The sequence below is a fragment of the Microbispora hainanensis genome, from assembly GCF_006874475.1.
Classification (GTDB): Bacteria; Actinomycetota; Actinomycetes; order Streptosporangiales; family Streptosporangiaceae; genus Microbispora; species Microbispora hainanensis.
On the sequence record NZ_VIRM01000010.1, the window covers coordinates 42,569 to 64,602 of the forward strand.

Below are 22,034 nucleotides of genomic sequence, written 5' to 3' on the forward strand. Positions count from 1 at the left end.
GATGAGCAGCCCGAGGGACGTTGCGCCCGTCGCCGTGGTGGGCGGCGGCCTCGCCGGCATCACCGCGGCCCTCGCGCTCGCGGAGGCCGGATGGCCGGTGACGCTCTACGAGGCGAGGCCCCGGCTCGGGGGGGCCACCCACTCCTTCGCCCGGGGCGGCCTGACGGCCGACAACGGGCAGCACGTCTTCCTGCGCTGCTGCACGGCCTACCGTGGGCTGCTCGACCGGCTGGGCGGCACCGGGCGGGTGCGCCTGCAGGAACGCTTCGACGTGTGCGTGCTCACCCCCCACGGCGGGCGGGGCCGGCTGCGCCGGGCCGCGCTGCCCGGGCCGTTCCACCTGCTGCCCGCGCTCGCGGGCTACCGCCTGCTGTCCCCCGCCGACCGGCTGCGCGCGATGCGCGGCGCGCTCGCGCTGCGCGGGCTCGACCCGGCGGAGCCCGCCCTCGACCGGGCCGCGCTCGGCGGCTGGCTGGCCGACAACGGCCAGCGGGAGGCCGCGCGGCGGGCGCTGTGGGACCTGTTCGCGGTGGCGGCGCTCAACATCCCGTCCGACGAGGCGGCGCTGGGACCGGCGGCGATGGTCTTCAGGACGGCCCTGCTCGGCCGCGCCGACGCCGCCGACATCGGGGTGCCGTCCGTCCCGCTCGGCGAGCTGCACGGCGGCGCCGCGCTGTCCGCGATCACCCGGCTGGGCGGTGAGGTGCGGCCGGCGGCGAAGGTCGACAGGGTCCTGCCGGGGCCGGCGATCCGCGTGGGCGGCGCGCGCGTCGACGCGTCGGCCGTCGTGGTCGCCACCCCGCACGGCCAGGCCGCGCGGCTCGTGCCGGCGGAGGCCGCGCCGGACCGGGACGCCTGGGCGGGCCTCGGGGCGAGCCCCATCGTCAACGTGCACGTCGTCTATGACCGGCCCGTCATGCGGCTGCCGTTCGCCGCCGTGGTCGGCTCGCCGGTGCAGTGGATCTTCGACAGGACCGCCTCGGGCGGCCTCACGCGGGGCCAGTATCTGACGGTCTCGGTGTCGGCGGCGCGGCACTGGATCGAGGTGCCCACGGCCGTGATGCGCGAGGTGTTCCTGCCCGAGCTGGAGCGGCTGCTCCCCGCCGCGCGTGCGGCCAGGGTCGTGGACCTGTTCATCACCAGGGAGCGGCGGGCGACCTTCCGGCAGGTCCCGGGCAGCGGGGGGCTGCGCCCGGGCACGGCCACCCGGTGGCCCGGGCTGTTCCTCGCCGGCGCGTGGACCGACACGGGCTGGCCCGACACGATGGAGGGAGCCGTGCGCAGCGGTCTCCAGGCGGCCCGCCTCGCCAGGCGGCATCTCGAAAAGGAGCACGCCCTGTGACCGGCGTCACCACCGGCGTCACCACCGGGGCCGCCGCTGCGGCCGCCGCCGGCGTCACCGCTGGGGTCGCCACCAGCGCCGCCCGCGCCGCGACCGCCCTGAAGGCGGCGCGCGACCACCTGCTGGGCCTGCAGTCGCCCGAGGGCTGGTGGAAGGGCGAGCTGCAGACCAACGTGACCATGGACGCCGAAGACCTCCTGCTGCGCGAGTTCCTGGGCGTGCGGACCGCGGAGGAGACCGCCGAGGCCGCCCGGTGGATCAGGTCGCAGCAGCGCGCGGACGGCACGCTTTCCGGCACCTGGGCGAACTTCCACGAGGGTCCCGCCGACCTGTCCACCACCATCGAGGCGTACGTCGCGCTGCGGCTCGCGGGCGACCCGCCCTCGGCCCCGCACATGCGCGCCGCGGCGGCGTACGTGCGCGGGGCGGGCGGCATCGAGTCGGCCCGGGTCTTCACCCGGATCTGGCTCGCCATGTTCGGGCAGTGGCGGTGGGAGGACCTGCCGGTCATCCCACCGGAGATCATGTTCCTGCCGCCGTGGTGCCCGCTGAACGTGTACGACTGGGCGTGCTGGGCCCGGCAGACCATCGTCCCGCTCACGATCGTGACCGCGCACCGGCCGGTCCGGCCGCTGCCGTTCGGGCTGCCGGAGCTGCGTACGGGACGGCCCGCGCCACGGCCCCCGCGGACCGGCTGGGACGCGGCGTTCGCGGCCCTCGACCGCGCCCTGCACCGCTACGAACGGCATCCGGTCGCCGGGCTCCGCCGCGCCGCGCTGCGGCGGGCCGTCGAGTGGGTGGTCGCCCGGCAGGAGGCGGACGGCTCGTGGGGCGGCATCCAGCCCCCCTGGGTCTACTCGCTGATCGCGCTGCACCTGAGCGGGTACGGCATCGGCCACCCCGTCATGCGCGCCGGCCTGGCCGGGCTGGACAGGTTCACCATCAGAGAGGACGGCACGCGCCGGCTGGAGGCGTGCCAGTCGCCGGTCTGGGACACCGCGCTCGCGATGACCGCCCTCCTCGACGCGGGCCTGCCCCCCGACCACGCCGCGCTGAGCCGGGCGGGCGAGTGGCTGCTGCGCGAGGAGATCCGTGGGCCGGGCGACTGGGCGGTGCGGCGCCCCGGTCTCGCGCCGGGCGGCTGGGCCTTCGAGTTCGACAACGACGGCTATCCCGACGTCGACGACACGGCCGAGGTGATCCTCGCGCTGCGCCGCTTGGGCCGGCCCGACGCCCGGCCGGCCCTGGAGCGGGGGCTGCGCTGGACGGCCGGGATGGCCTGCCGCGACGGCGGGTTCGCCGCTTTCGACGCCGACAACACCCGCGAGCTGTGCCTGCGGCTGCCGTTCTGCGACTTCGGCGCGGTCATCGACCCGCCGTCGGCCGACGTGACCGCGCACGTGGTCGAGGCGCTCGCGGCCGAGGGGATGGCCCGCTCCCCCGTCGTACGGCGGGCGGTGGTGTGGCTGCTGCGGGCGCAGGAGCCCGACGGCTCGTGGTTCGGCCGGTGGGGGGCCAACCACGTGTACGGCACGGGGGCGGTGCTGCCCGCCCTCGCCGCGGCCGGGGTGCGGCCGGAGGCCCCCTGCGTGCGGCGCGCCGTGGCGTGGCTGGAGGCGCACCAGCACCCCTGCGGCGGCTGGGGCGAGGACCTGCGCTCCTACCGCGACCCCGCCTGGATCGGGCGGGGCGAGCCGACCGCCTCGCAGACGGCCTGGGCCCTCATCGGCCTGCTCGCGGCCGGGGAACGGGGCCCGTCCGTGGACCGGGGCGTCGCCTGGCTCGCCGACAGCCAGCGCCCCGACGGCACCTGGGACGAGCCCTACTACACCGGGACGGGCTTCCCCGGCGACTTCGCCATCAACTACCACCTCTACCGCCTCGTCTTCCCGGTCAGCGCGCTCGGCCGCTACCTGCGCCTGCACGAGACGGCCGGACCGGAGGCGACGCCATGTCCGATCTGACCGATCTGATCGTGTGCACCGCGCTGGGGATGGAGGCCCGGGCCGTCGCCCGCGGCCTGCGCTCCCGGCCGGACCCCGGCGGCGGCCACCCGCTGGTCCGGGTCGTCCGGATGGGCATGGGGCCCGAACGGGCCGCGCGCGCGGCGGCCCTGCTCCCGCCCGCCGCCGCCCTCGCCGTCACCGGCTTCGGCGGGGCGCTCCACGACGGACTGCGCCCCGGGGACGTGCTCGTCGCCACCGAGGTCCGCTCCGGCGACCGGGTCTGGCCGTGCCCGTCGGCTCCGCTGCTCGCCGGAGAGCTCGTGCGCGCCGGGCTGCCCGCCCGCACCGGCCCGCTCGTCACCTCTCCGCGCATCGTGACCGGCCGTGGCCGCCGGGCGCTGGCCCGCGAGGGCGCGTACGCCGTCGACATGGAGAGCGCCCCGATGGCGGCCGCCGCGGGGGCCCGGCCGTTCGCGGCCGTGCGGGTCATCGTGGACACCCCCGACGCCCCGCTGCTGAACCTCGCCACGATGGGCGGCGCGGTCGCCGCGCGGCGCACGCTCGCCCGGATCGGCCCGGTGCTGGCCCGGTGGGCGGCGGCGACCGGCCCGCGGCGGGTCCTGCTGGCCTCGCCCCGCTCGTTCTGCGCCGGGGTCGAACGGGCCATCGAGATCGTGGAGCGCGCGCTCGACCGGTTCGGCGCGCCCGTGTACGTGCGCAAGCAGATCGTGCACAACATTCACGTCGTACGCGACCTGGAGCGGCGCGGCGCGGTGTTCGTCGACGACCTGGCCGAGGTGCCGGAGGGCGCGGTCACGGTCTTCTCCGCGCACGGGGTCGCGCCCGCCGTACGCGAGGAGGCGGGGCGGCGCGGGCTGCGCGTCGTCGACGCGACGTGCCCGCTGGTGGCGAAGGTGCACGCGGAGGCCCGCAGGTTCGCCGCGCGGGGCGACCTCGTCATGCTCATCGGCCACGCCGGGCACGAGGAGGTCGAGGGCGTGCTCGGGGAGGTGCCCGGCGCGGGCGTGCTGGTCGAGGACGAAGCGGGAGTGGCGGACGCGGTGGCGGCCGTGCCGCCGGGGCGCGGGGTCGCCTACCTCACCCAGACCACGCTGGCGGCCGACGAGGCGGGGCGGGTCGCCGCGGCGGTGCGGCGGCGCTTCCCCGACGCCGAGGGGCCGCGCGGCGACGACATCTGCTACGCGACGACCAACCGGCAGCACGCGGTGCGGGCCGTCGCCGAGGAGGCCGACCTGGTGCTGGTCGTCGGCTCGGCCAACTCCTCCAACGCGCTGCGCCTCACCGAGGTCGCCGCGCGCTCCGGTCACGGCGGGGCTCCGCTCGCCCGCCTGGTCGACGGCCCCGGCGACATCGCGCTCGACTGGCTGCGCGGCGCGCGGACGGTCGGGGTGACCGCCGGGGCGTCCACGCCCGGCGCGATGGTGGACGCCATCGTGGCCGCCCTCGGCGGGCTCGGCCCGCTGGAGACGGAGGAACGGAGGGTGACCGAGGAGAACGTCGAGTTCACGTTGCCGAAGGAGGTGCGGCCCTGATGCCGATGCCCGTACGCCAGAGTCTGCGCGTCGGGGCCTACATCCTGGCCCAGCGGCTGCGCCGGCGGGAGAGGTTCCCGCTGCTGGTCGAGCTTGAGCCGTTGTTCGCGTGCAACCTGAAGTGCGCGGGCTGCGGGAAGATCCAGCACCCGGCCGGCGTGCTGAAGCAGCGCATGCCGGTCGAGCAGGCGGTGGCCGCCGTCGAGGAGTGCGGCGCCCCGATGGTGTCGATCGCGGGCGGGGAACCGCTCATGCACCCCCAGATCGGGGAGATGGTCGAGGAACTGGTGGCGCGCAGGAAGTACGTCTTCCTGTGCACCAACGCGCTGCTGATCCCGCGCAAGATCGACCGGTTCACGCCCTCGCCCTACTTCGCGTGGGCGGTCCACATCGACGGCCTGCGCGAGCGGCACGACGCGTCGGTGTGCAAGGAGGGCGTGTTCGACGAGGCGGTCGCGGCGGTGCGCGAGTGCCGGCGGCGCGGCTTCCGCGTCACCACCAACACCACGTTCTTCGCCGGCGACAGCCCGCGCACCGTGATCGAGGTGCTCAACTTCCTCAACGACGACCTGTGCGTCGACCAGATGATGATCTCGCCCGGGTACGCGTACGAGAAGGCGCCCGACCAGGACTGCTTCCTGGGGGTGCGGCAGACGCGGGAGCTGTTCCGCGCCGCGTTCGCGGGCGGCAACCGCAGGCGCTGGCGGTTCAACCACTCGCCGCTGTTCCTGGACTTCCTGGAGGGGAAGGCCGACTTCCCGTGCACGGCCTGGGCGATCCCGTCCTATTCGGTGTTCGGCTGGCAGCGGCCCTGCTACCTGATGGCGGACGGGTATGCGCAGAGCTACCGGGAGCTGGCCGAGGAGACCGACTGGGACGCCTACGGCCGGGGGCGCGACCCGCGCTGCGCCAACTGCATGGCCCACTGCGGCTACGAGCCGACGGCGGTCTTCGCCACCCTCGGCTCGCTGCGCGAGTCCCTGCGCGCTCTGCGCGGGACGTAGGTAACTCTCAGGGACGGCCGAAGCGGCGGGCCAGCACGCGGAACACGCCGGGCGCGGCCCCGTGCAGGCGGGCGGGCACCCGCAGCCAGGCGGGGACGTACACCTCGGCGCGGTCGCGCTCGACGGCCGTCGCGATGGCGCGGGCCACCCGCTCGGGCGGGACGGGCTCGGGCCTGCGGCGGGTGTAGGGCCTGCCGCGCCGGGCGAAGAACGGCGTGTCGACGACCCCCGGCACCACGGCCGTCACGCCGACGCCCTTCCCGTCGACGCCGGCCCCGTCGACGGGGGGAAGCTCGTAGCGCAGGCTCTCGGCGAAGACCAGCAGGCCCGCCTTGGTCGCGGCGTACACCGCCTCCTCCCGCACGCCCACCACACCGGCGATCGAGGCGACGTAGACGAGGTGGCCCCGGCCGCGCTCCAGCATCCCGGGCAGCAGCAGCCGGGTGAGCTGCACGTGGGCCGTCAGGTTGACCGCGATCATGCGCTCGGCCGTGCCGCCCGACATCCGCGTGAGCGGCCCGCTCCAGCCCTCGCCCGCGCACGCCACCAGAACGTCCACCCGCCCGGCGCGTACGGCGAGGTCGGCCGAGGGGTCGGACAGGTCCGCGGGCAGCATCTCGCCGCCGGTCCGTGCGGCGACGCCCGCGAGCGCGTCCTGGTCGCGCCCGGACAGCACCAGCCGCGCGCCGCGCGCCGACAGCTCCAGCGCCGTGGCGGCGCCGATGCCCGACGACGCCCCCGTGACGAGCACCCGTGCCCCCGCCAGCCGCATCCGCGCCCACCCCCTCGTCGCCTGCTCGTCACCCCGCTCGTCACCCCGCTCGCCCAAGGGTGTACCCCTGTGGTTTCCGCGAACCGGTGGACCGCCGGTGGTATGACTGGGTAACCTGCCGAGTATGACCAAGAAGATTACGATCTCTTTGCCGGACGAACTGGCCGACGAGGCGCAGGCGTCCGGCAACGCCTCGGCCTACATCGCCGCGGCGCTGCGGGAGCGGCGGCGCATCCAGGGCGACCTGGCCATCATGGCCGATTTATGGGGGCCGGGCTGGCAGGACGGCATCACCGATGACGACAGCGCCCGCGCGGCGCGCCTGATGAACGGCGACGCCAAGGCGGACGCCGCGTGACCGACCCCGTCCCACCGGCCGGCGTCCTGTCCGGCCACGTGCTGGACCTCGACGCCGTCGTCCACCTGATCGAGGGCAAGAGCATGTACGGCAGGGCCGTCGTGCGGCAGTCCTCGGCGCACGGCGTCACCCTCCTCGTCCCCGCGCTCGCCGTCCAGGTGTTGTCGCTCGGTCCCATCCAGCCCCGGCTCGAACGCTTCCTGCGGATGTCGATGGTGGTCAGCGGCGCGCTCTCCCCCGGCGACGCCGTCGAAGGCGGGCCGTACGCGCAGGCCATCATGACGAGCCTGCGGCGTCACCGGCCGGCCGCCGCCGACGCGCTCCTGCCCGACGTCCTGGTCGCCGCCCACGCGGCCGTCCACGCCACCCGCCGCAACTGGCGGATCATCACCGCGACCCCCTACCTGTACGAGGGCCTCGACGTCCGCCTGGAGATCCTCCCCTAGCCCCTGCGACCAGGTCCTGCGACCAGGTCCTGCGACCAGGTCCTGATCCGGCCCGGTCAACGGCGAAGGGACTGCACGCGGTCGAGGATCGAGTCGAGCGCGGCCTGCAAGGGGGCGATGTCGCGGCGTGGCCTCCTACCTCACGGGCGCCACCATCCCCGTCGACGGCGGACGAACGATCGCCTAGCGGAAGCCGCCCACCCCGTCCCTAGATGAGCCCTCGCTCCATGGCGACGACGACGGCCGCGGCCCTGCTGTCGACACCGAGCTTGGCGAAGACGTGCTTGAGATGCGTCTTCACCGTCGTCTCGCTGATCAGCAGGGCCCGGGCGATCTCCTTGTTCGCCGAGCCCCGCGCCACCAGGCGCAGCACCTCCAGCTCGCGCGGGCTCGGCTCCTGGGCCGCGGGCCTGCCCATCAGTGCGGACGCGACCGACGGCGCCAGGACCGCGCCGCCGGCGGCGGCCGTGCGGACCGCTCTGTGCAGCTCCTCGCGCGGGGCGTCCTTCAGCAGGTAGCCCGCCACCCCGGCGGCCATGGCCCGGGCCACGTCGGCGTCCGTGTCGTAGGTGGTGAGCACGACCACCTTGATCTCCGGGTGGTCGGCCCGGAGCCGCTGGATCGCCCCGACGCCGTCCAGGCCGGGCATGCGAAGGTCCATCAGCACCACATGCGGCCGGGCCTGCCTGGCCATGGCCAGCGCCTCGAACCCGTCGGACGCCTCCGCCACCACCTCGATGTCCGCCACGTGGTCGAACATCCCGCGCAGCCCGTCGCGGACCACCGGATGGTCGTCGACGATCATCAGTTTGAGGGGATCCGCAGGCACAGCGCCGTTCCCTCTCCCGGTGCGGACTCCACGGTCAGCGTCCCCCCGACGCCGCCGGCCCGCTCCCGCATGGCCGCCAGGCCGTACCCCGCGCCGGGCGCGTCCGGGTCGAATCCCGCCCCGTCGTCGAACACGTCGAGCGTCACCTCGTCGTCCATGTACGTCAGCGTGATCGCGACCCTGCCCGCCCGGGCGTGCCTGGCCGCGTTCGACAGTCCCTCCTGCGCCGCCCGCAGCAGCGTCGTCTGCACCTCACCGGGCAGTGGCCGGGGCGTCCCCTCCACCGACACGGTCGCCGCCACCCCCGACGTCCGCGACCACCGGGCGGCCACCTCCGCGAGCGCCGCCTCGGGGCCCGCGCCGGAGAGAGGGCCCGGCCGCAGCGCGTCGACCGAGCGCCGCGCCTCCCGCAGGTTGTCGCGTGCCAGCTCCTTGGCCAGCGCGATCCTCTTCTGTACGGCGCCCAGGTCGGGCATCGCCTGCTCGGCCGCCTCCAGCTGGGTGATGATCCCGCTCAACCCCTGCGCGAGGGTGTCGTGGATCTCCCTGGCCAGCCTCGCCCGCTCCTCCAGCACCCCGACCGTCCGGTTCTGCGCGCTCTGCCGGGACACGTAGTCGACGAACAGCCCGATCGCCACGACGAGGCCGGAGCTCCCGGCCAGCCGCCACACGGCGCCGGGGTCGTCCAGATAGCCCCTGGCGGCGAACGTGCTGAGGACCGTCGCCACCGCCCCCACGTACGACCAGGGGCTCGGCAGCATCAGGTAGGGCTGGGGCATCAGCCCGAAGACGACCACGTCGAACGACCGGTCCAGCGACACCAGCGCGATGTAGAGCGCGCAGACGACCGCCAGGTGGAACGCCATCGGGTTGAGCCGCCCGAGTAGACGAGACCGGCGTGCGACGAAGAAACCGTGCCAGCCGGCCATGAGCGCGACGATTCCGAGTGTCAGCGGGCCTGGGACCCCGCTCTCACCGGTGCCCTCGCCGGACGAGAGGACCAGCCCGAGCGCCAGGCAGGCGTAGTACAGCAGGTGGAAGGCGCGCAGCCAGCGCGCCTCCCAGACGTTCACGTCCCTCACTCCCATCGGAACAGCGCGGCGCCGGCGGCCGTGGCCGCCACGATTATCCCGGCCAGGATCAGCAGGGGGAAGACCGCGGCGGTGCCGGACCAGGCGTTCCCCAGGGCCTCCACGGCCGGGGTCAGGGGCAGGACGTCGCCGATCTGACGCAGCGAGCCGGGCAGGGCCTTCCTGGGCACGGCCGCGCCCGACAGGAAGATCATGGGGAACATGACCAGCATGCCGATCAGGCTCGCGCCCCTGGTGTTGCGCACGACCGCGGCGATCACGAAGCCCAGGGCGCAGACCATCACCGAGCAGAGCAGGAAGGCGGCGGCCAGCAGGACGACGTTCCCGGGGGGCTCGGCGCCGAACACCGTGATCGTGACGACCACCAGCAGCACGGAGCCCGCCAGTCCTGCGGCGATCTGGGCCACGAGCTGGGCGCCGAGCAGCAGAACCGGGGAGATCGGCGTGGTGGCCAGCCGCTTGAGCACCTTGCGCTCCCGGTAGGAGGCCAGCAGGCCGGGCAGCGCGCCCATCCCGCCGATAGCGGCGATCATCGCGAGATAGCCGGGCACCGCCCCGCTGTCGCCGCGCTTGAGCACCAGCAGCATGAGGGGGAAGGCCACCATGAAGAACAGCGAGGCGGGATCGCGCGCCAGCAGCCTGAGCTCGGCCGCCGCCAGAGCCGTGAACGCCCTCATCGGTCCGCTCCTTCCAGCGCGAGGTAGGCCTCTTCCAGCGAGGCGGTTCCGGTGCGGGCGACGAGCTCGCCCGCGGTGCCCGTCGCCACCACCCGACCGCGGGCGAGGACGGCGACCCGGTCGCAGAGCGCCTCTATCTCGTCGAAGTAGTGGCTGACCAGCACCACCGTGGTGCCCGCCGCCTTCAGGTCGCCGATCAGCCGCCACGTCTCGCGGCGCGCGATCGGGTCCAGGCCCGTGGTCAGCTCGTCGAGCACGACGACCTCGGGGTCGCCGACCAGGGCGAGCGCGAGCATCAGCCGCTGCTTCTGCCCGCCGGACAGGTCGCCGAATGCCTTCCTCGCCAGCGGCCGCAGGCCCCAGCGTTCCATCACCCGCCGCCAGTCGGCCGCGTCGCTGTAGAAGGCGCCGAACATGCGCAGCGCCTCGGCCACCTTTATCCGCTCGGGCAGGGAGCTGTCCTGCAGCTGCACGCCGAGGCGGTGGGCCAGGGCGCGCCGCCTGCGCGCCGGATCCTCGCCGAGCACCCGGACGCTGCCCGCGTCGGCCCGCCTGAGCCCGATCAGGCACTCGACGGTCGTGGTCTTGCCGGCGCCGTTGTGGCCGATGATCCCGAACGTCTCACCGGCGCGGACCGTGAACGTCACCCCGTCCACGGCGAGGGTGTCCCCGTACGATTTGCGGAGGTCTGTCACCTCGATGGCTTCCATGCGTCAAGGGTCGCGGCGGCGCCGATCATGCGGCATCACCCGTCACGTCGCCCTCCATCCCCCTTTTGGAGGATGGGGCATCTGCCGCCCCAGGTCAGGGGTACTGCGGGGCAGGCCGGGGTACCAGCAGGGCATGGCCGCCCTTCCGGCGTACGCGCCGATGTTGGCCCAGCTCGGGCCGCTGCCCGAGCCCGACAGCGACTACGCGCACGAGATGAAGTGGGACGGCGTCCGCGCCCTCGGCTACGTCGAGGACGGCAGGCTGCGGCTGGTCTCCCGCAACGGGAAGGACGTCACCGTCGCCTATCCCGAGCTCGCCGGCCTGGCCGGCGCCACGGGCGGGCACGCGGCGGTGCTCGACGGGGAGATCGTCGCGTTCGACCAGCAGGGCAGGCCGTCGTTCACGGCGCTGCAGCCGCGCATGCACCAGCGCAACCCGTTCAAGATCAGGCAGCTCCTGGTGACCACGCCCGTGACGTACCTGCTGTTCGACGTGCTGCACGTCGACACCGCGACCACGATCGCGCTGCCCTACACCGAACGGCGGCGCCGCCTGGAGGACCTCGTCCACGCCGGGCACCACTGGGCCGTCCCGCCCTACTTCACCCATGGCGGCGAGCACACGCTGGCCGACTCCCGGCGGCTGGGGCTGGAAGGCGTCGTGGCCAAGCGGCTCACCTCGCCCTACCGCCCCGGCCGCCGCTCATCCGACTGGGTGAAGGTGAAGAACGTCCGTACGCAGGAGGTCGTCATCGGCGGGTGGCGGCCCGGGGAGGGCCGCCGGGCGAACACCATCGGATCGCTGCTCCTGGGCGTCAACGACGAAAGCGGGCGCCTGCGGTACGTCGGCAGCGTCGGCACCGGCTTCACCGACGAGGCGCTGCGGTGGCTCGGCGAGCGCCTGGCCCCGCTGGAGCGGGACACGCCCCCGTTCGAGGGCATCACCCGGGAGGAGGCCAAGGGCTGCCACTGGGTGGAGCCGGTCCTGGTCGGCGAGGTGCAGTTCACCGAATGGACGAGCGAGGGGCGGCTGCGCCACCCCTCGTGGCGGGGCCTGCGCGATGACAAGGAGCCCAGCGAGGTCGTCCGAGAGGAGGGCTGAACCGCACCGCCTCACGCACCGTGTCATGCGGCGCCGCGCCGCCAGGACGCCGAGCGGCACCGCGCCCGCGGGTCACGCGTCCTCATCGCGCCTCCACGCGGCGGCGAGGACGACGGCGCCGACGACCGCGACGAGCAGGTTGGCGTAGATCTCGTAGCCGGTGAGGAAGCCCAGGCGCGGGATGACCTGGCGGTTGAAGACGTTCAGTATCGCGCCCCAGAACGGCTGCACGGCCAGGTGGTCGATGGTCCCGCTGATGCCCGCGGCGACCAGGAACGCCCCGGCGAGCCGGATGACTTCACGCATGCCGCCGACGTTAGGGACCGGCCCGCCCGGCGGGGATCGGGCGTCGGCATGCTTTCGTCCGGCGAAGGTCGCCGGTGCACGGCGTGCCCGCCGACCGAAGCCGGCTTCGGCCCGACTTCGGTATGGTCCTCGCGCTCGGCCGTTCGCGGGCCTCGCGCCGGGCCGTACGCTGCGGGGGATATGGATTCCCCCGCCGCCCCCCGGCACCGGCGCAGCCGGCGCGACTGGTTCGTGGACACGGCGATGTTCGTCCTCGCCGTCGCCTTCGGCTTCTACACGTCGGTGGAGCGCCTGCACATCTCGCCCCTGCCACCGGCCTGGCTGTTCACCCTCGACCAGGCCGTGAGCATGCTCGGCTGCGCGGCGTTGTGGCTGCGCCGCAGATGGCCGGTCGGGCTCGCGGTGACGCTCGTCGCGTTGTCGGCCGTCTTCGAGATGATCGCGGGCCCGATGCTGGCCGCGCTCTTCTCCGTCGCGGTCCACCGCCGCCCGCGGACCTCGGGAACGGTGTTCGCGCTCAGCGTCGTCGCCGCGGTCGTCTTCACCTATCTGCGCCCCGACCCGGACATGCCGCCGCTCGCGCTGCTGACACTGGGCCTGGCCCTTCAGGGCGCGGCGGTCGGCTGGGGGCTCTTCGTTCACCACCGGCGCCGCCTCGTGCTGGCGCAGCGCGACCGCGCGGCCCGGATGGAGACCGAGGCGAGGCTGCGGGCCGAGCAGGCGCAGCACCAGGTCCGCGAGGCCATCGCCCGCAAGATCCACGATGTGCTCGGCCACCGGCTGTCGCTGCTGAGCGTGCACGCGGGGGCGCTGGAGTTCAACCCCGGAGCCGACCCGGCCGACGTCGCCCGGGCGGCGCGGGTGATCAGGGAGAGCGCCCACCAGGCCCTGCAGGACCTGCGCGAGGTGATCGGCGTGCTGCGCGCACCGACCGCCGAGTCGTCCGAGCCGTCCGCGCCCACCCGGCCCGGTCTGCCCGCCCTTGCCGACCTTGACGCGCTCGTCGCGGAGTCGGGCCGGGCCGGCATGCGGGTCGAGTTGTGCGACGACCTCGGCGTGCGCGAGGCCGCCGTCCCGGACCGGACGGGCCGCACCGCCTACCGCGTCGTGCAGGAGGCCCTCACCAACGCCCGCAAGCACGCGCCGGGCGCCGCGGTCCGCGTACGGGTGACGGGGGCGCCCGGCGAGGGCCTGACGGTCGAGGTGGTCAACGACGCTCCCGCCGCCGCGCCGGAGGCCGCCGGTGGGGGCCATGGCCTGGCCGGCCTCGCCGAGCGCGTCACGCTGACGGGGGGACGGCTGGAGCACGGGCCGGCAGGCCCGGGTGACGGCGGCCCGGATAACGGCGGCCCGGGTGACGGCGGCCCGGGTGGCTGGCGCGTGCGGGCCTGGCTACCGTGGCCGGCATGACCGTGCCGCGTGCCGTGCCCGACGCCCCTATCGGTGTGCTCATCGCCGACGACGACCCCCTGGTGCGGGCCGGGCTGGAGATGATGCTCGGCGGCGCCCCCGACATCCGGGTCCTCGCCCAGGCCGGGGACGGCGCCGAGGTGCTGCCCCTGGCCGGCCGGCACCGCCCGGACGTGGTGCTGATGGACATCCGGATGCCGGTGATGGACGGCCTGGCCGCCACCGAGGCGCTGCGCGCCCGCGACGGCGCGCCCGAGGTGATCGTGCTGACCACCTTCGACGCCGACGAGCACGTGCTGCGCGCCCTGCGCGCGGGGGCCGCCGGGTTCCTGCTCAAGGACACCCCGCCGCGCGAGATCGTGGACGCCATCCGCCGGGTGGCCGCCGGCCATCCGGTCCTTTCCCCGGCGGTGACCCGGCGGCTCATCGCCCGGGTCGCCGAGGACGGCCGGGACCGGCGCCGGGCCCGCGCCCGGGAGCGCCTGGCACTGCTCAACGACCGGGAGCGTGAGGTCGCGGTGGCGGTCGGCCAGGGCAGGCCGAACGCCGAGATCGGCGCCCTGCTGCACCTCAGCGTCCCCACCGTCAAAACGCACGTGTCGAGCGTCCTGGCCAAGCTCGGCCTCAACAACCGCGTCCAGATCGCGCTGCTCGTCCACGACGCCGGTCTGCTCGACGACCCGTTCCACACATACGACTGAAAAGGCCGCCGGCTCACGTCCCTTCGCCGCATCTCGGTTAGCTGAAATCGCGTTATTTCGGCTTTGATTCGGCTTGTGCGACATCCGCCCGCAGTGGGAGCCGCCCATCACCCAAATCTCCGGAAATGCGCGGAGCGATTCGGCAATATGGTGGAGCACCGCTCTGCGGCGGCTGGTCACCCGGCGGGGTGTCACCTACCGGGTGCGGGGACACGGATCCCGGGACCCGATCGCCACGAACGAGAACGCCGAAGGCCGCCGGGTCAACCGGCGGGTGACCGTCCAGTTCGCCAAGCCGAAGCCGCGGCCGCCGCACCGCCGCCGCCCGCCTCCCCCGCCCCGGCGACCACCGGCGAACTCCCGGTCCTGGAAACCGCGCCCAGCGGCACTCCCCCGTGGATCGAATCCGAATACTGGCCCGCCAGGGCCGATGTCCGCGTCAACGAGCTCAGGCGGGACCGCAACGGTTACGTCTCTCCCTGGTCTCGACCGTCCGCAACGACGACGACCAGCCCCTGAACGTCTGGACGTCGTCCCACGACTACAGCCGCGTCTACGCCGAGGCCAGCACCAGTGCGGCGGCCATCGTCTCGGGGCGGTACCGCTACCGGCCGCTACGGGATTCGGTGCACAACGTGACGCTGGGCCCTTACCTGTTCGTCACGAGCCAGGACGAGTACGTGGTCGCGGATGACCGCACGGCCTACGCGACGCGGTAGAGCTCGGCCACGGCGGCGCGCAGCGTCAGGCCGTGGCCCGGCGCGTCCGGCGGGAGTACGGCGCCGCCCGCGGGGTCGGCCGCGCCGTCGAACAGGTCGCCCTCGATGCGCACGTGGTCGTGGAACCACTCCATGTGGCGCAGGTTGGGGGTCGCCGCGGCGACCGGCGCGTGCAGGTTGGGCGCGCAGTGCGCCGACACCTCAAGCCCGTGCCCGGCGGCGATGGCCGCCGCGCCGGACCAGCCCGTGTAGCCGCCGCAGCGGGTCGCGTCGATCTGCAGGCAGTCGACCGCGCCCGCCGCGCACATGCGGGTGAAGTAGACGAGGTCGCCGCCGTACTCCCCGGCCGCGACGTCGGCGTCGGACCGCTCGCGCACCAGGCGCAGCCCGGCCAGGTCGTCGGAGGACACCGGCTCCTCGAACCACCGCACGTCGTGGTCGCGCATCCGGCGTTCCAGCCGTACGGCCTGTTTCGCGCCGTAGCCGCCGTTGGCGTCCACGTACAGCTCGGCGGCGTCCCCGATGACGCAGCGGGCGAGCGCGACGCGGTGCAGGTCGCGGGCGGGCATGGCGCCCGCGGACTCCCCGATCTTGATCTTGACGCGGGGGATGCCCTGCTCGTGCACCCAGTGCGCGAGCTGCGCCGTCGTGACGTCGTCGTCGTACGTGGTGAACCCGCCCGAGCCGTAGACGGGCACGGACGGCCAGGCCAGGCCGAACAGTCGGGCGAGAGGCACGCCGAGCAGCCGGGCCTTGAGGTCCCAGAGCGCCACGTCGACCGCGGAGATCGCATACCCGGCGACGCCCGTGCGGCCCGCGTTGCGCACCCGGCGGACCATCCCGGTCCACAGGCCCGGCACGTCCATCGGATCGCCGCCGCACACGACCGGCGCGAGCAGGTCGGTGACGACCCGCGCGGCGGCGGCGGGCGCGTAGGTCCAGCCGAGCCCGGCCGCCTCGCCCGCGTCCGCGTGGACCACCACCATCGTGGTCGCGTCCCAGCTCAGGGTGCCGTCGGCCTCCGGGCGGTCGGTCGGCACGCGGTACGCCGACACGTGAAGGTCCCTGATCACGAGGTCCCCGATCACACGCGTCTCCCTACCCGGGCGTGACCCCGGGACTCCGGATCGGAGGAAAGATTTTCCCTGGGGCGAGTGTTCGGCTTCCCATTCCAAGGGCAGCGCGCCACATATGACGGAAATCGCCTCAGAAATACTCATCACGCGGCTCGCCGACTGGGGTGTCGACACCGTCTTCGGGCTTCCCGGTGACGGCATCAACGGCATCATGGAAGGGCTGCGCCGCCACTCCGACCGTGTCCGGTTCGTGCTGGTGCATCACGAGGAGGCGGCCGCCTTCATGGCGGCGGCGCACGCGAAGGCCACCGGTCGCATCGGGGTGTGCCTGGCCACCTCGGGCCCCGGCGGGATCCACCTGCTCAACGGCCTGTACGACGCCAAGCTCGACCACCAGCCGGTGCTGGCCATCACGGGCATGCAGGAGACCAGCGTGCTGGGCACCGGCTATCAGCAGGAGGTCCACCTCGACCGGCTGTACGAGGACGTGGCCGAGTACAACCTCGTGGTGGACAACCCGGCCCAGCTGCCTGGCGTGGTGGACATCGCCATCCGCACGGCGTACGCGCGCCGCGGGGTGGCCCACCTGTGCCTGCCCAACGACGTCCAGGTGGCCCCCGCCGACGCCGACCCCTACCAGCACGTCGCCCCCGCACGGCCGCCCGCGACCGCCCCCGTCTACCTGCCCCCGCCCGGCGTGCCGCGCCAGGAGGACCTCCGGGCCGCCGCCGAGGTGCTCAACGCGGCCCGGCGACCCGCGATCCTGGCCGGCGCCGGCGCCCTGCACGCCCGCGAGGAGGTGCTGGCCGCCGCCGAGACGCTGGGCGCCCCCGTGATCAAGACGCTTCCCGGCAAGGCGGTCATCCCCGACGACTCGCCGTACGCGGTGGGCGGGATCGGCCTGCTCGGCACGAAGCCGGGCGAGGAGCTGGTCGAGGACTGCGACACCCTGCTGATGGTCGGCACCAACTTCCCCTACACCAAGCACCTGCCCGAGCCCGGCAGGGTCCGCGTCGTGCAGATCGACGCCGATCCCGCCCGCGCGGGCGTGCGCATGCCGACCGAGGTGCCGATGATCGGGGACGCCAAGGAGGGGCTCGCCGCGCTGCTGCCGCTGCTGCACCGCAACGACGACCGGGCGCACCTGGACAAGCACCGGAAGGCCATGGCCGCATGGCGGGAGGACATGGCCGCCCTGGAGAACCCGCAGCGCACCCCGATCGCCCCGCAGTATCTGATCGGCTGCGTGGACCGGGCCGCCTCCGACGACGCCATCCTCACCTGCGACTCCGGCACGATCGCCACCTGGGCGGCCCGGCACTGGACGATCCGCGGCGACCGGGAGTTCTACCTGTCGGGCAACCTCGCCACGATGGCCCCCGGCCTGCCGTACGCGATCGCGGCGCAGCTCGCCCACCCCGGCCGGCAGGTGATCGCGTTCATCGGCGACGGCGGCTTCGCGATGCTCATGGCCGAGTTCCTCACCGCGGCCCGGCTCGGCCTGCCGATCACCGTGGTCGTGAACAACAACGACTCGCTCGGCCAGATCCTGTGGGAGCAGATGGTGCTGGGATATCCCGAGCACGGGGTCAGGTTCGGCGCGCCGTCCTCCGACTTCTCCGCCTGGGCCCGCTCCTGCGGCGGCTACGGCCGCAAGGTCACCGACCCCGCGGAGGTGGACGAGGCCGTACGGCAGGCCCTCGCCCATCCGGGGCCGGCGCTGGTGGACGTGGCCGTCGACCCGAACGAGCCGCCGATGCCGGGCAAGGTCGCCCGCGACCAGGCGGTCAGGTTCGCCGAGGCGTTCCTGAAGGGGCAGCCGCACAAGGCGGCCATCGCGACGACGCTGTTCAAGGACAAGATCTCTCAACTGGGGCGGTGACGCCATGTCGGACGAGGTGCTCGTTCCTCCGCCCGTGACGATCCGGCCGCGGCGCCCGTACGTGCGGGTGCGCGACCTGGAGCGGGACCTCGCCGCCCGGGTGGACGGCGAGGTCAGGTTCGACCCGGGCAGCCGGGGCGCCTACTCCACCGACGGGTCGAACTACCGGCAGGTGCCGCTCGGGGTGGTGGCGCCGCGCACGGTGGACGCGGCGGCCGAGGCGATCGCGGTCTGCCGGGAGCACGACGCGCCCGTCACGTCGCGGGGCGGGGGGACGAGCCTGGCCGGTCAGACCTGCAACACCGCCGTGATCATCGACTGGTCGAAGTACTGCCACCGGCTGGTGTCGGTGGACGCCGCGGCGCGCACCTGCGTGGTCGAGCCCGGCATCGTGCTCGACGTGCTGAACCGGCTGCTGGCCGATACCGGCCTGATGTTCGGGCCGCGCCCGTCCACCCACTCCCAGTGCACGCTCGGCGGCATGATCGGCAACAACTCCTGCGGCTCGACCGCCCAGGCGTACGGCAAGACCGCCGAAAACGTCGCACGACTGGAGATCCTCACCTACAACGGCCAGCGCATGTGGGTGGGGCCGACCACGGACGAGGAGTTCGACCGGATCGTCGCCCAGGGCGGGCCTCGGGCGCGGATCTACCGGGAGCTGCGCGCGATCGCCGACGAGCACGCCGACGAGATCCGCCGCCGCTTCCCCGACATCCCCCGCCGGGTGTCGGGCTACAACCTCGACCAGCTCCTGCCCGAGGCCGGGTTCGACCTGGCCAGGGCGCTGGTCGGATCGGAGGGCACCCTGGTCACCGTGCTGCGGGCCGAGCTGCGCCTGGTGCCCGTACCCGAGGCCGAGTGCCTCGTCCTGCTCGGCTACCACGACATCGGCGTGGCCGCCGAGGCGGTGCCGCGCATCGCCCGCTACGGCCCGCTCCAGCTCGAAGGGGTGGACGACAAGCTCGTGGACTTCGAGCGGCGCAAGCACATGCACCCCGACGCCCTCAGGCGACTGCCGGAGGGCGGCGGCTGGCTCATGGTCTCCTTCGGCGGCCGCTCCCAGAAGGAGGCGGACGACAAGGCCCGTGACCTGCTGAACGAGCTGAAGGGCAGCGAGCACGCGCCGCACGTCTGCTTCATCGACGAGGCGAAGATCGAAAAGGAGCTGTGGGAGGTCCGCGAGTCCGGGCTCGGCGCCACCGCCCGCGTGCCCGGCATGCGCGAGACGTGGGAGGGGTTCGAGGACTCGGCCGTCCCGCCCGACCGGCTCGGCGCCTACCTGCGCGACCTGCGCCGCCTGCTGGAGGAGTTCGACTACGCCGACGCCTCCCTGTACGGGCACTTCGGGCAGGGCTGCGTGCACACCCGCATCCCGTTCGACCTGGTGACGGCCGACGGGGTGGCGGCCTTCCGGGCCTTCCTCGAACGCGCCGCCGACCTCGTCGTCTCCTACGGCGGCTCGCTGTCCGGCGAGCACGGCGACGGGCAGGCCAGGGGCGAGCTGCTGCCGAAGATGTTCGGGCCTGCGATCATGACCGCCTTCGAGCAGGTCAAGGCCGTCTTCGACCCCGGCGACCGGATGAATCCCGGCAAGGTCGTCGCACCGTACCGGCTGGACGAGAACCTGCGGCTCGGCCCCGGGTGGACGCCCGCCGACCCGCCCGTCCACTTCGACTACCCGGACGACGAGGGCAGCTTCCAGCGGGCGGTGATGCGGTGCGTGGGCGTCGGCCAATGCCGCCGGCACACCGGCGGGGTGATGTGCCCGTCCTACCGGGCCACAGGCGAGGAGGAGCACTCCACCCGCGGGCGCGCACGGCTGCTGTTCGAGATGCTGAACGGCCACGCCGACTCCGTGGTCAAGGACGGCTGGCGTTCCACCGCCGTACGCGATGCGCTCGACCTGTGCCTGGCCTGCAAGGGCTGCCGGCACGACTGCCCGATGCAGGTCGACATGGCGACGTACAAGGCCGAGTTCCTCGCCCACCACTACGCCCGCAGAATCAGGCCGATGGACCACTACGCCATGGGGTGGCTGCCGGTGTGGGCCCGCGTGGCCGCGCTCGCCCCGGGTGTGGTGAACGCGCTGGCGCACGCGCCCCTGCTGTCGGGCCTGGCCAAGGGCCTGGCGGGGATCGAACCGGCCCGGCCGGCGCCGGACTTCGCCCGGCTGCGCTTCAGCGACTGGTATCGGCACCGCGGGCCGCGCGGCGGGGGCGAGCGAGGGCCCGTGCTGCTGTGGCCCGACACGTTCACCGACAACTTCCACCCGTACATCGGCCGCGCCGCCGTCTGGGTGCTGGAGTCGGCGGGCTATCGGGTGCTGATCCCGCCGCGCACGCTGTGCTGCGGCCTGACGTGGATATCGACCGGTCAGCTCAGCGTGGCGCGGCAGGTGCTGCGCCGCACCCTGCGCACCCTCGCTCCGGCGCTGCGCCGCGGCATTCCGATCGTCGGGCTGGAGCCGAGCTGCACGGCGGTGTTCCGGACCGACGCGCCCGAGCTGTTCGCCCACGACCGGGACTTCGCCCGGCTGCGCGAGCAGACCAGGACCCTCGCCGAGCTGCTGAGCGCGACCGACGGGTGGGAGCCGCCCCGCATCGACCGGGACGCCGTCGCTCAGCCGCACTGCCACCACCACGCGGTGCTCGGCTTCGACACCGACCGGGCGCTGCTGTCCCGTGCCGGGGTGCGGGTGGAGGCGGCAGGCGGCTGCTGCGGCCTCGCCGGGAACTTCGGCTTCACCGCCGGGCACCTGGAGGTGTCGACGACCTGCGCGGAGCACGAGATCCTGCCGGCCGTCCGCGCCGCCGACGCCCGCGCGGTCGTCCTCGCCGACGGCTTCAGCTGCCGTACGCAGATCGAGCAGGCGGGGGTGGGACGCCGGGCGGTGCACCTGGCGGAGCTGCTGGCGGCCGGGTTGCGCGGCACCCCGCTGAACGAACGTCCCGAGTGCCGCATCGCGCGCAGGCCCGGCCCGGCGCGGGTGCTGGGAACGCGTTAGCGGTCGCGGTCGGCGGCCAGGCGGGCCAGGGCTTCAAGACCCGCCGCCGGTCCGGGCGCCAGCTCCGCCGACCGCAGCGCCTCCATCGCCTCGGACAGCAGGTCGTCCACCCTGGCCAGGCACCACGCCCGGCCGCCCGCCTCGTCGACCAGGCGCGCGGCCCGCGCGAGGTCGGTCTGGGCGAGCGGGCGGCGATACATCGCGGCGAGCGCGCCGCCGGCCGCCGTGCCCGACGTCAGCGCGGCGACGACCGGCAGGGACTTCTTCCGGTTGCGCAGGTCGGAGTGGACCGGTTTGCCGGTGACGGCCGGGTCGCCCCAGATGCCCAGCAGGTCGTCCACGATCTGGAACGCCAGCCCCACACGCTCGCCGAACACCCGCAGGAAGGACACCTGCTCGGTGGTGGCGCCCCCCGGGAGCCCGGCGGCCTGCAGTGCGCCGAGGGCGCAGGCGCAGCCGAACAGCGCGCCCGTCTTCCCCTCCGCCATGCGCACGCACTCCCCCAGGCTCACGTCCCCCCGTTTCTCGAAGCCGAGGTCGGCGCTCTGGCCGTCCAGCAGCGACTGGACGCACCGGGCCAGCGTGCGCACGCTCGCGCCGGCGGAGCGGCCGCTCCCCGCGAGCACGGCGAAGGCCAGCGTCAGCAGGGAGTCTCCGGCCAGGATCGCCTCGGAGCGCCCGAAGACGTTCCACACCGTGGGGCGGTGGCGGCGGACCGCGTCGCCGTCCATCACGTCGTCGTGGACGAGGGAGAAGTTGTGCACCAGCTCGATCGCCACGGCGGCCGGCAGCGCCGCGTCCACGTGACCGCCGACGCCCTCGGCCGCCAGGAGCGTGAACGCGGGACGCAGCGCCTTGCCGCCGTCCGCCTGCAGCGGCCGCTCCCGCGCGTCCCACCATCCGAAGTGGTATCCCGCCATCCGGCGCGTCGGCGCGGGCAGGGTGTCGACCGCATGGCGCAGGGCGGGCTCCATCAGGTCGCGCGTCCGGGCGAGCACATCCGCCGCGGTGCGCACTCCCTCTGCAACCGGTTCCGTCACGCTCCCACCACCTCGGGCTCGAGTGGACAAACAGGCCGGCTGGACTTGTCGGCATACCCCGGC

20 protein-coding genes are annotated in these 22,034 nt (G+C 74.2%); 12 read left to right on the top strand and 8 right to left on the bottom strand.

Features of this window, described 5'->3' with window-relative positions:
• The first annotated feature begins 1 nt into the window (after position 1).
• Genes hpnE through hpnH form a run of 4 tightly spaced genes read left to right on the top strand, consistent with a single transcriptional unit; the run spans position 2 to position 5,845 of the window.
• Positions 2-1,342, top strand: a complete 1,341-nt coding sequence (gene hpnE, locus FLX08_RS10710) for a hydroxysqualene dehydroxylase HpnE (RefSeq protein ID WP_244312539.1) — start codon at positions 2-4, stop codon at positions 1,340-1,342.
• The gene (gene shc / locus FLX08_RS10715; RefSeq protein ID WP_142618413.1) at positions 1,339-3,306 is read left to right on the top strand and encodes a squalene--hopene cyclase; all 1,968 of its coding nucleotides are present in this window, start codon (positions 1,339-1,341) and stop codon (positions 3,304-3,306) included. The genes hpnE and shc overlap by 4 nt, the downstream gene beginning before the upstream one ends.
• Positions 3,294-4,841 (top strand): 4-hydroxy-3-methylbut-2-enyl diphosphate reductase, encoded by a 1,548-nt coding sequence (ispH, locus tag FLX08_RS10720; protein ID WP_142618416.1) that lies wholly within the window; start codon positions 3,294-3,296, stop codon positions 4,839-4,841. The genes shc and ispH overlap by 13 nt, the downstream gene beginning before the upstream one ends.
• Positions 4,841-5,845, top strand: a complete 1,005-nt coding sequence (hpnH, locus tag FLX08_RS10725) for an adenosyl-hopene transferase HpnH (RefSeq protein WP_142618418.1) — start codon at positions 4,841-4,843, stop codon at positions 5,843-5,845. The genes ispH and hpnH overlap by 1 nt, the downstream gene beginning before the upstream one ends.
• A 7-nt stretch (positions 5,846-5,852) precedes the next feature.
• Here hpnH and FLX08_RS10730 read toward each other — a convergent pair whose 3' ends face one another.
• Complete coding sequence (locus FLX08_RS10730) at positions 5,853-6,674, bottom strand: SDR family NAD(P)-dependent oxidoreductase (RefSeq protein ID WP_244312540.1); 822 nt, start codon at positions 6,672-6,674, stop codon at positions 5,853-5,855.
• Positions 6,675-6,741: 67 nt separating this feature from the next.
• On the opposite strand from FLX08_RS10730, the gene FLX08_RS10735 reads away from it, so the two are divergent.
• On the top strand, positions 6,742-6,975 hold the full coding sequence (locus FLX08_RS10735) for a ribbon-helix-helix domain-containing protein (RefSeq protein ID WP_142618420.1): 234 nt from the start codon (positions 6,742-6,744) through the stop codon (positions 6,973-6,975).
• The gene (locus FLX08_RS10740; protein WP_142618422.1) at positions 6,972-7,421 is read left to right on the top strand and encodes a hypothetical protein; all 450 of its coding nucleotides are present in this window, start codon (positions 6,972-6,974) and stop codon (positions 7,419-7,421) included. The genes FLX08_RS10735 and FLX08_RS10740 overlap by 4 nt, the downstream gene beginning before the upstream one ends.
• A 208-nt stretch (positions 7,422-7,629) precedes the next feature.
• On the opposite strand, the gene FLX08_RS10745 is transcribed toward FLX08_RS10740, so the two are convergent.
• Genes FLX08_RS10745 through FLX08_RS10760 form a run of 4 tightly spaced genes read right to left on the bottom strand, consistent with a single transcriptional unit; the run spans position 7,630 to position 10,728 of the window.
• Complete coding sequence (locus FLX08_RS10745; RefSeq protein ID WP_142618424.1) at positions 7,630-8,226, bottom strand: response regulator; 597 nt, start codon at positions 8,224-8,226, stop codon at positions 7,630-7,632.
• Entirely contained in the window at positions 8,226-9,323 is a 1,098-nt protein-coding gene (locus tag FLX08_RS10750) for a sensor histidine kinase (protein ID WP_142618426.1), read from the bottom strand. Before FLX08_RS10750 ends, FLX08_RS10745 begins: the two co-directional genes overlap by 1 nt.
• 5 nt (positions 9,324-9,328) lie before the next feature.
• Complete coding sequence (locus tag FLX08_RS10755) at positions 9,329-10,018, bottom strand: ABC transporter permease (RefSeq protein ID WP_142618428.1); 690 nt, start codon at positions 10,016-10,018, stop codon at positions 9,329-9,331.
• A complete protein-coding gene (locus tag FLX08_RS10760) occupies positions 10,015-10,728 on the bottom strand; it encodes an ABC transporter ATP-binding protein (protein ID WP_142618430.1) in 714 nt (237 codons plus the stop codon). The genes FLX08_RS10755 and FLX08_RS10760 overlap by 4 nt, the downstream gene beginning before the upstream one ends.
• 133 nt (positions 10,729-10,861) lie before the next feature.
• On the opposite strand from FLX08_RS10760, the gene ligD reads away from it, so the two are divergent.
• The gene (gene ligD / locus FLX08_RS10765) at positions 10,862-11,830 is read left to right on the top strand and encodes a non-homologous end-joining DNA ligase (protein WP_142618432.1); all 969 of its coding nucleotides are present in this window, start codon (positions 10,862-10,864) and stop codon (positions 11,828-11,830) included.
• Between the two features lie 72 nt (positions 11,831-11,902).
• Here the strand turns inward: ligD and FLX08_RS10770 are convergent, their stop codons facing one another.
• Positions 11,903-12,136, bottom strand: a complete 234-nt coding sequence (locus FLX08_RS10770; RefSeq protein WP_142618434.1) for a hypothetical protein — start codon at positions 12,134-12,136, stop codon at positions 11,903-11,905.
• A 180-nt stretch (positions 12,137-12,316) separates the two neighbouring features.
• Here FLX08_RS10770 and FLX08_RS10775 point away from each other — a divergent pair, with 180 nt between their 5' ends.
• The 3 genes from FLX08_RS10775 to FLX08_RS10785 all read left to right on the top strand — a co-directional run bounded on the left by FLX08_RS10775 (position 12,317) and on the right by FLX08_RS10785 (position 14,966).
• A complete protein-coding gene (locus FLX08_RS10775) occupies positions 12,317-13,546 on the top strand; it encodes a sensor histidine kinase (protein WP_142618436.1) in 1,230 nt (409 codons plus the stop codon).
• Positions 13,543-14,247: a response regulator transcription factor gene (locus tag FLX08_RS10780; protein WP_142618438.1), complete on the top strand. Its 705-nt coding sequence runs from the start codon at positions 13,543-13,545 to the stop codon at positions 14,245-14,247. Before FLX08_RS10775 ends, FLX08_RS10780 begins: the two co-directional genes overlap by 4 nt.
• Positions 14,248-14,642: 395 nt before the next feature.
• Entirely contained in the window at positions 14,643-14,966 is a 324-nt protein-coding gene (locus tag FLX08_RS10785) for a hypothetical protein (protein WP_142618440.1), read from the top strand.
• Here the strand turns inward: FLX08_RS10785 and FLX08_RS10790 are convergent.
• Positions 14,951-16,054 carry an enolase C-terminal domain-like protein gene (locus FLX08_RS10790; RefSeq protein ID WP_244312541.1) on the bottom strand — a complete coding sequence of 368 codons (1,104 nt, stop codon included), beginning with the start codon at positions 16,052-16,054 and terminating at the stop codon, positions 14,951-14,953. The two genes, FLX08_RS10785 and FLX08_RS10790, sit on opposite strands and share 16 nt — an antisense overlap.
• A gap of 103 nt (positions 16,055-16,157) precedes the next feature.
• On the opposite strand from FLX08_RS10790, the gene FLX08_RS10795 reads away from it, so the two are divergent.
• A complete protein-coding gene (locus FLX08_RS10795; RefSeq protein ID WP_142618444.1) occupies positions 16,158-17,924 on the top strand; it encodes a thiamine pyrophosphate-dependent enzyme in 1,767 nt (588 codons plus the stop codon).
• Between the two features lie 4 nt (positions 17,925-17,928).
• Positions 17,929-20,931 (top strand): FAD-binding and (Fe-S)-binding domain-containing protein, encoded by a 3,003-nt coding sequence (locus tag FLX08_RS10800; protein WP_142618446.1) that lies wholly within the window; start codon positions 17,929-17,931, stop codon positions 20,929-20,931.
• Here the strand turns inward: FLX08_RS10800 and FLX08_RS10805 are convergent.
• Positions 20,928-21,971, bottom strand: coding sequence for a family 2 encapsulin nanocompartment cargo protein polyprenyl transferase (locus FLX08_RS10805; RefSeq protein ID WP_244312542.1), 1,044 nt, complete (start codon positions 21,969-21,971; stop codon positions 20,928-20,930). The two genes, FLX08_RS10800 and FLX08_RS10805, sit on opposite strands and share 4 nt — an antisense overlap.
• Positions 21,972-22,034: the final 63 nt, after the last annotated feature.

What these genes read in the sequence shown, in the direction of transcription:
- hpnE (WP_244312539.1), top strand. Translation starts at nt 2, where the DNA reads ATGAGCAGCCCGAGGGACGTTGCGCCCGTCGCCGTGGTGGGCGGCGGC.
- ispH (WP_142618416.1), top strand. Translation starts at nt 3,294, where the DNA reads ATGTCCGATCTGACCGATCTGATCGTGTGCACCGCGCTGGGGATGGAG.
- hpnH (WP_142618418.1), top strand. Translation starts at nt 4,841, where the DNA reads ATGCCGATGCCCGTACGCCAGAGTCTGCGCGTCGGGGCCTACATCCTG.
- FLX08_RS10735 (WP_142618420.1), top strand. Translation starts at nt 6,742, where the DNA reads ATGACCAAGAAGATTACGATCTCTTTGCCGGACGAACTGGCCGACGAG.
- FLX08_RS10745 (WP_142618424.1), bottom strand. Translation starts at nt 8,226, where the DNA reads ATGATCGTCGACGACCATCCGGTGGTCCGCGACGGGCTGCGCGGGATG.
- FLX08_RS10755 (WP_142618428.1), bottom strand. Translation starts at nt 10,018, where the DNA reads ATGAGGGCGTTCACGGCTCTGGCGGCGGCCGAGCTCAGGCTGCTGGCG.
- FLX08_RS10760 (WP_142618430.1), bottom strand. Translation starts at nt 10,728, where the DNA reads ATGGAAGCCATCGAGGTGACAGACCTCCGCAAATCGTACGGGGACACC.
- ligD (WP_142618432.1), top strand. Translation starts at nt 10,862, where the DNA reads ATGGCCGCCCTTCCGGCGTACGCGCCGATGTTGGCCCAGCTCGGGCCG.
- FLX08_RS10770 (WP_142618434.1), bottom strand. Translation starts at nt 12,136, where the DNA reads ATGCGTGAAGTCATCCGGCTCGCCGGGGCGTTCCTGGTCGCCGCGGGC.
- FLX08_RS10775 (WP_142618436.1), top strand. Translation starts at nt 12,317, where the DNA reads ATGGATTCCCCCGCCGCCCCCCGGCACCGGCGCAGCCGGCGCGACTGG.
- FLX08_RS10780 (WP_142618438.1), top strand. Translation starts at nt 13,543, where the DNA reads ATGACCGTGCCGCGTGCCGTGCCCGACGCCCCTATCGGTGTGCTCATC.
- FLX08_RS10795 (WP_142618444.1), top strand. Translation starts at nt 16,158, where the DNA reads ATGACGGAAATCGCCTCAGAAATACTCATCACGCGGCTCGCCGACTGG.
- FLX08_RS10800 (WP_142618446.1), top strand. Translation starts at nt 17,929, where the DNA reads ATGTCGGACGAGGTGCTCGTTCCTCCGCCCGTGACGATCCGGCCGCGG.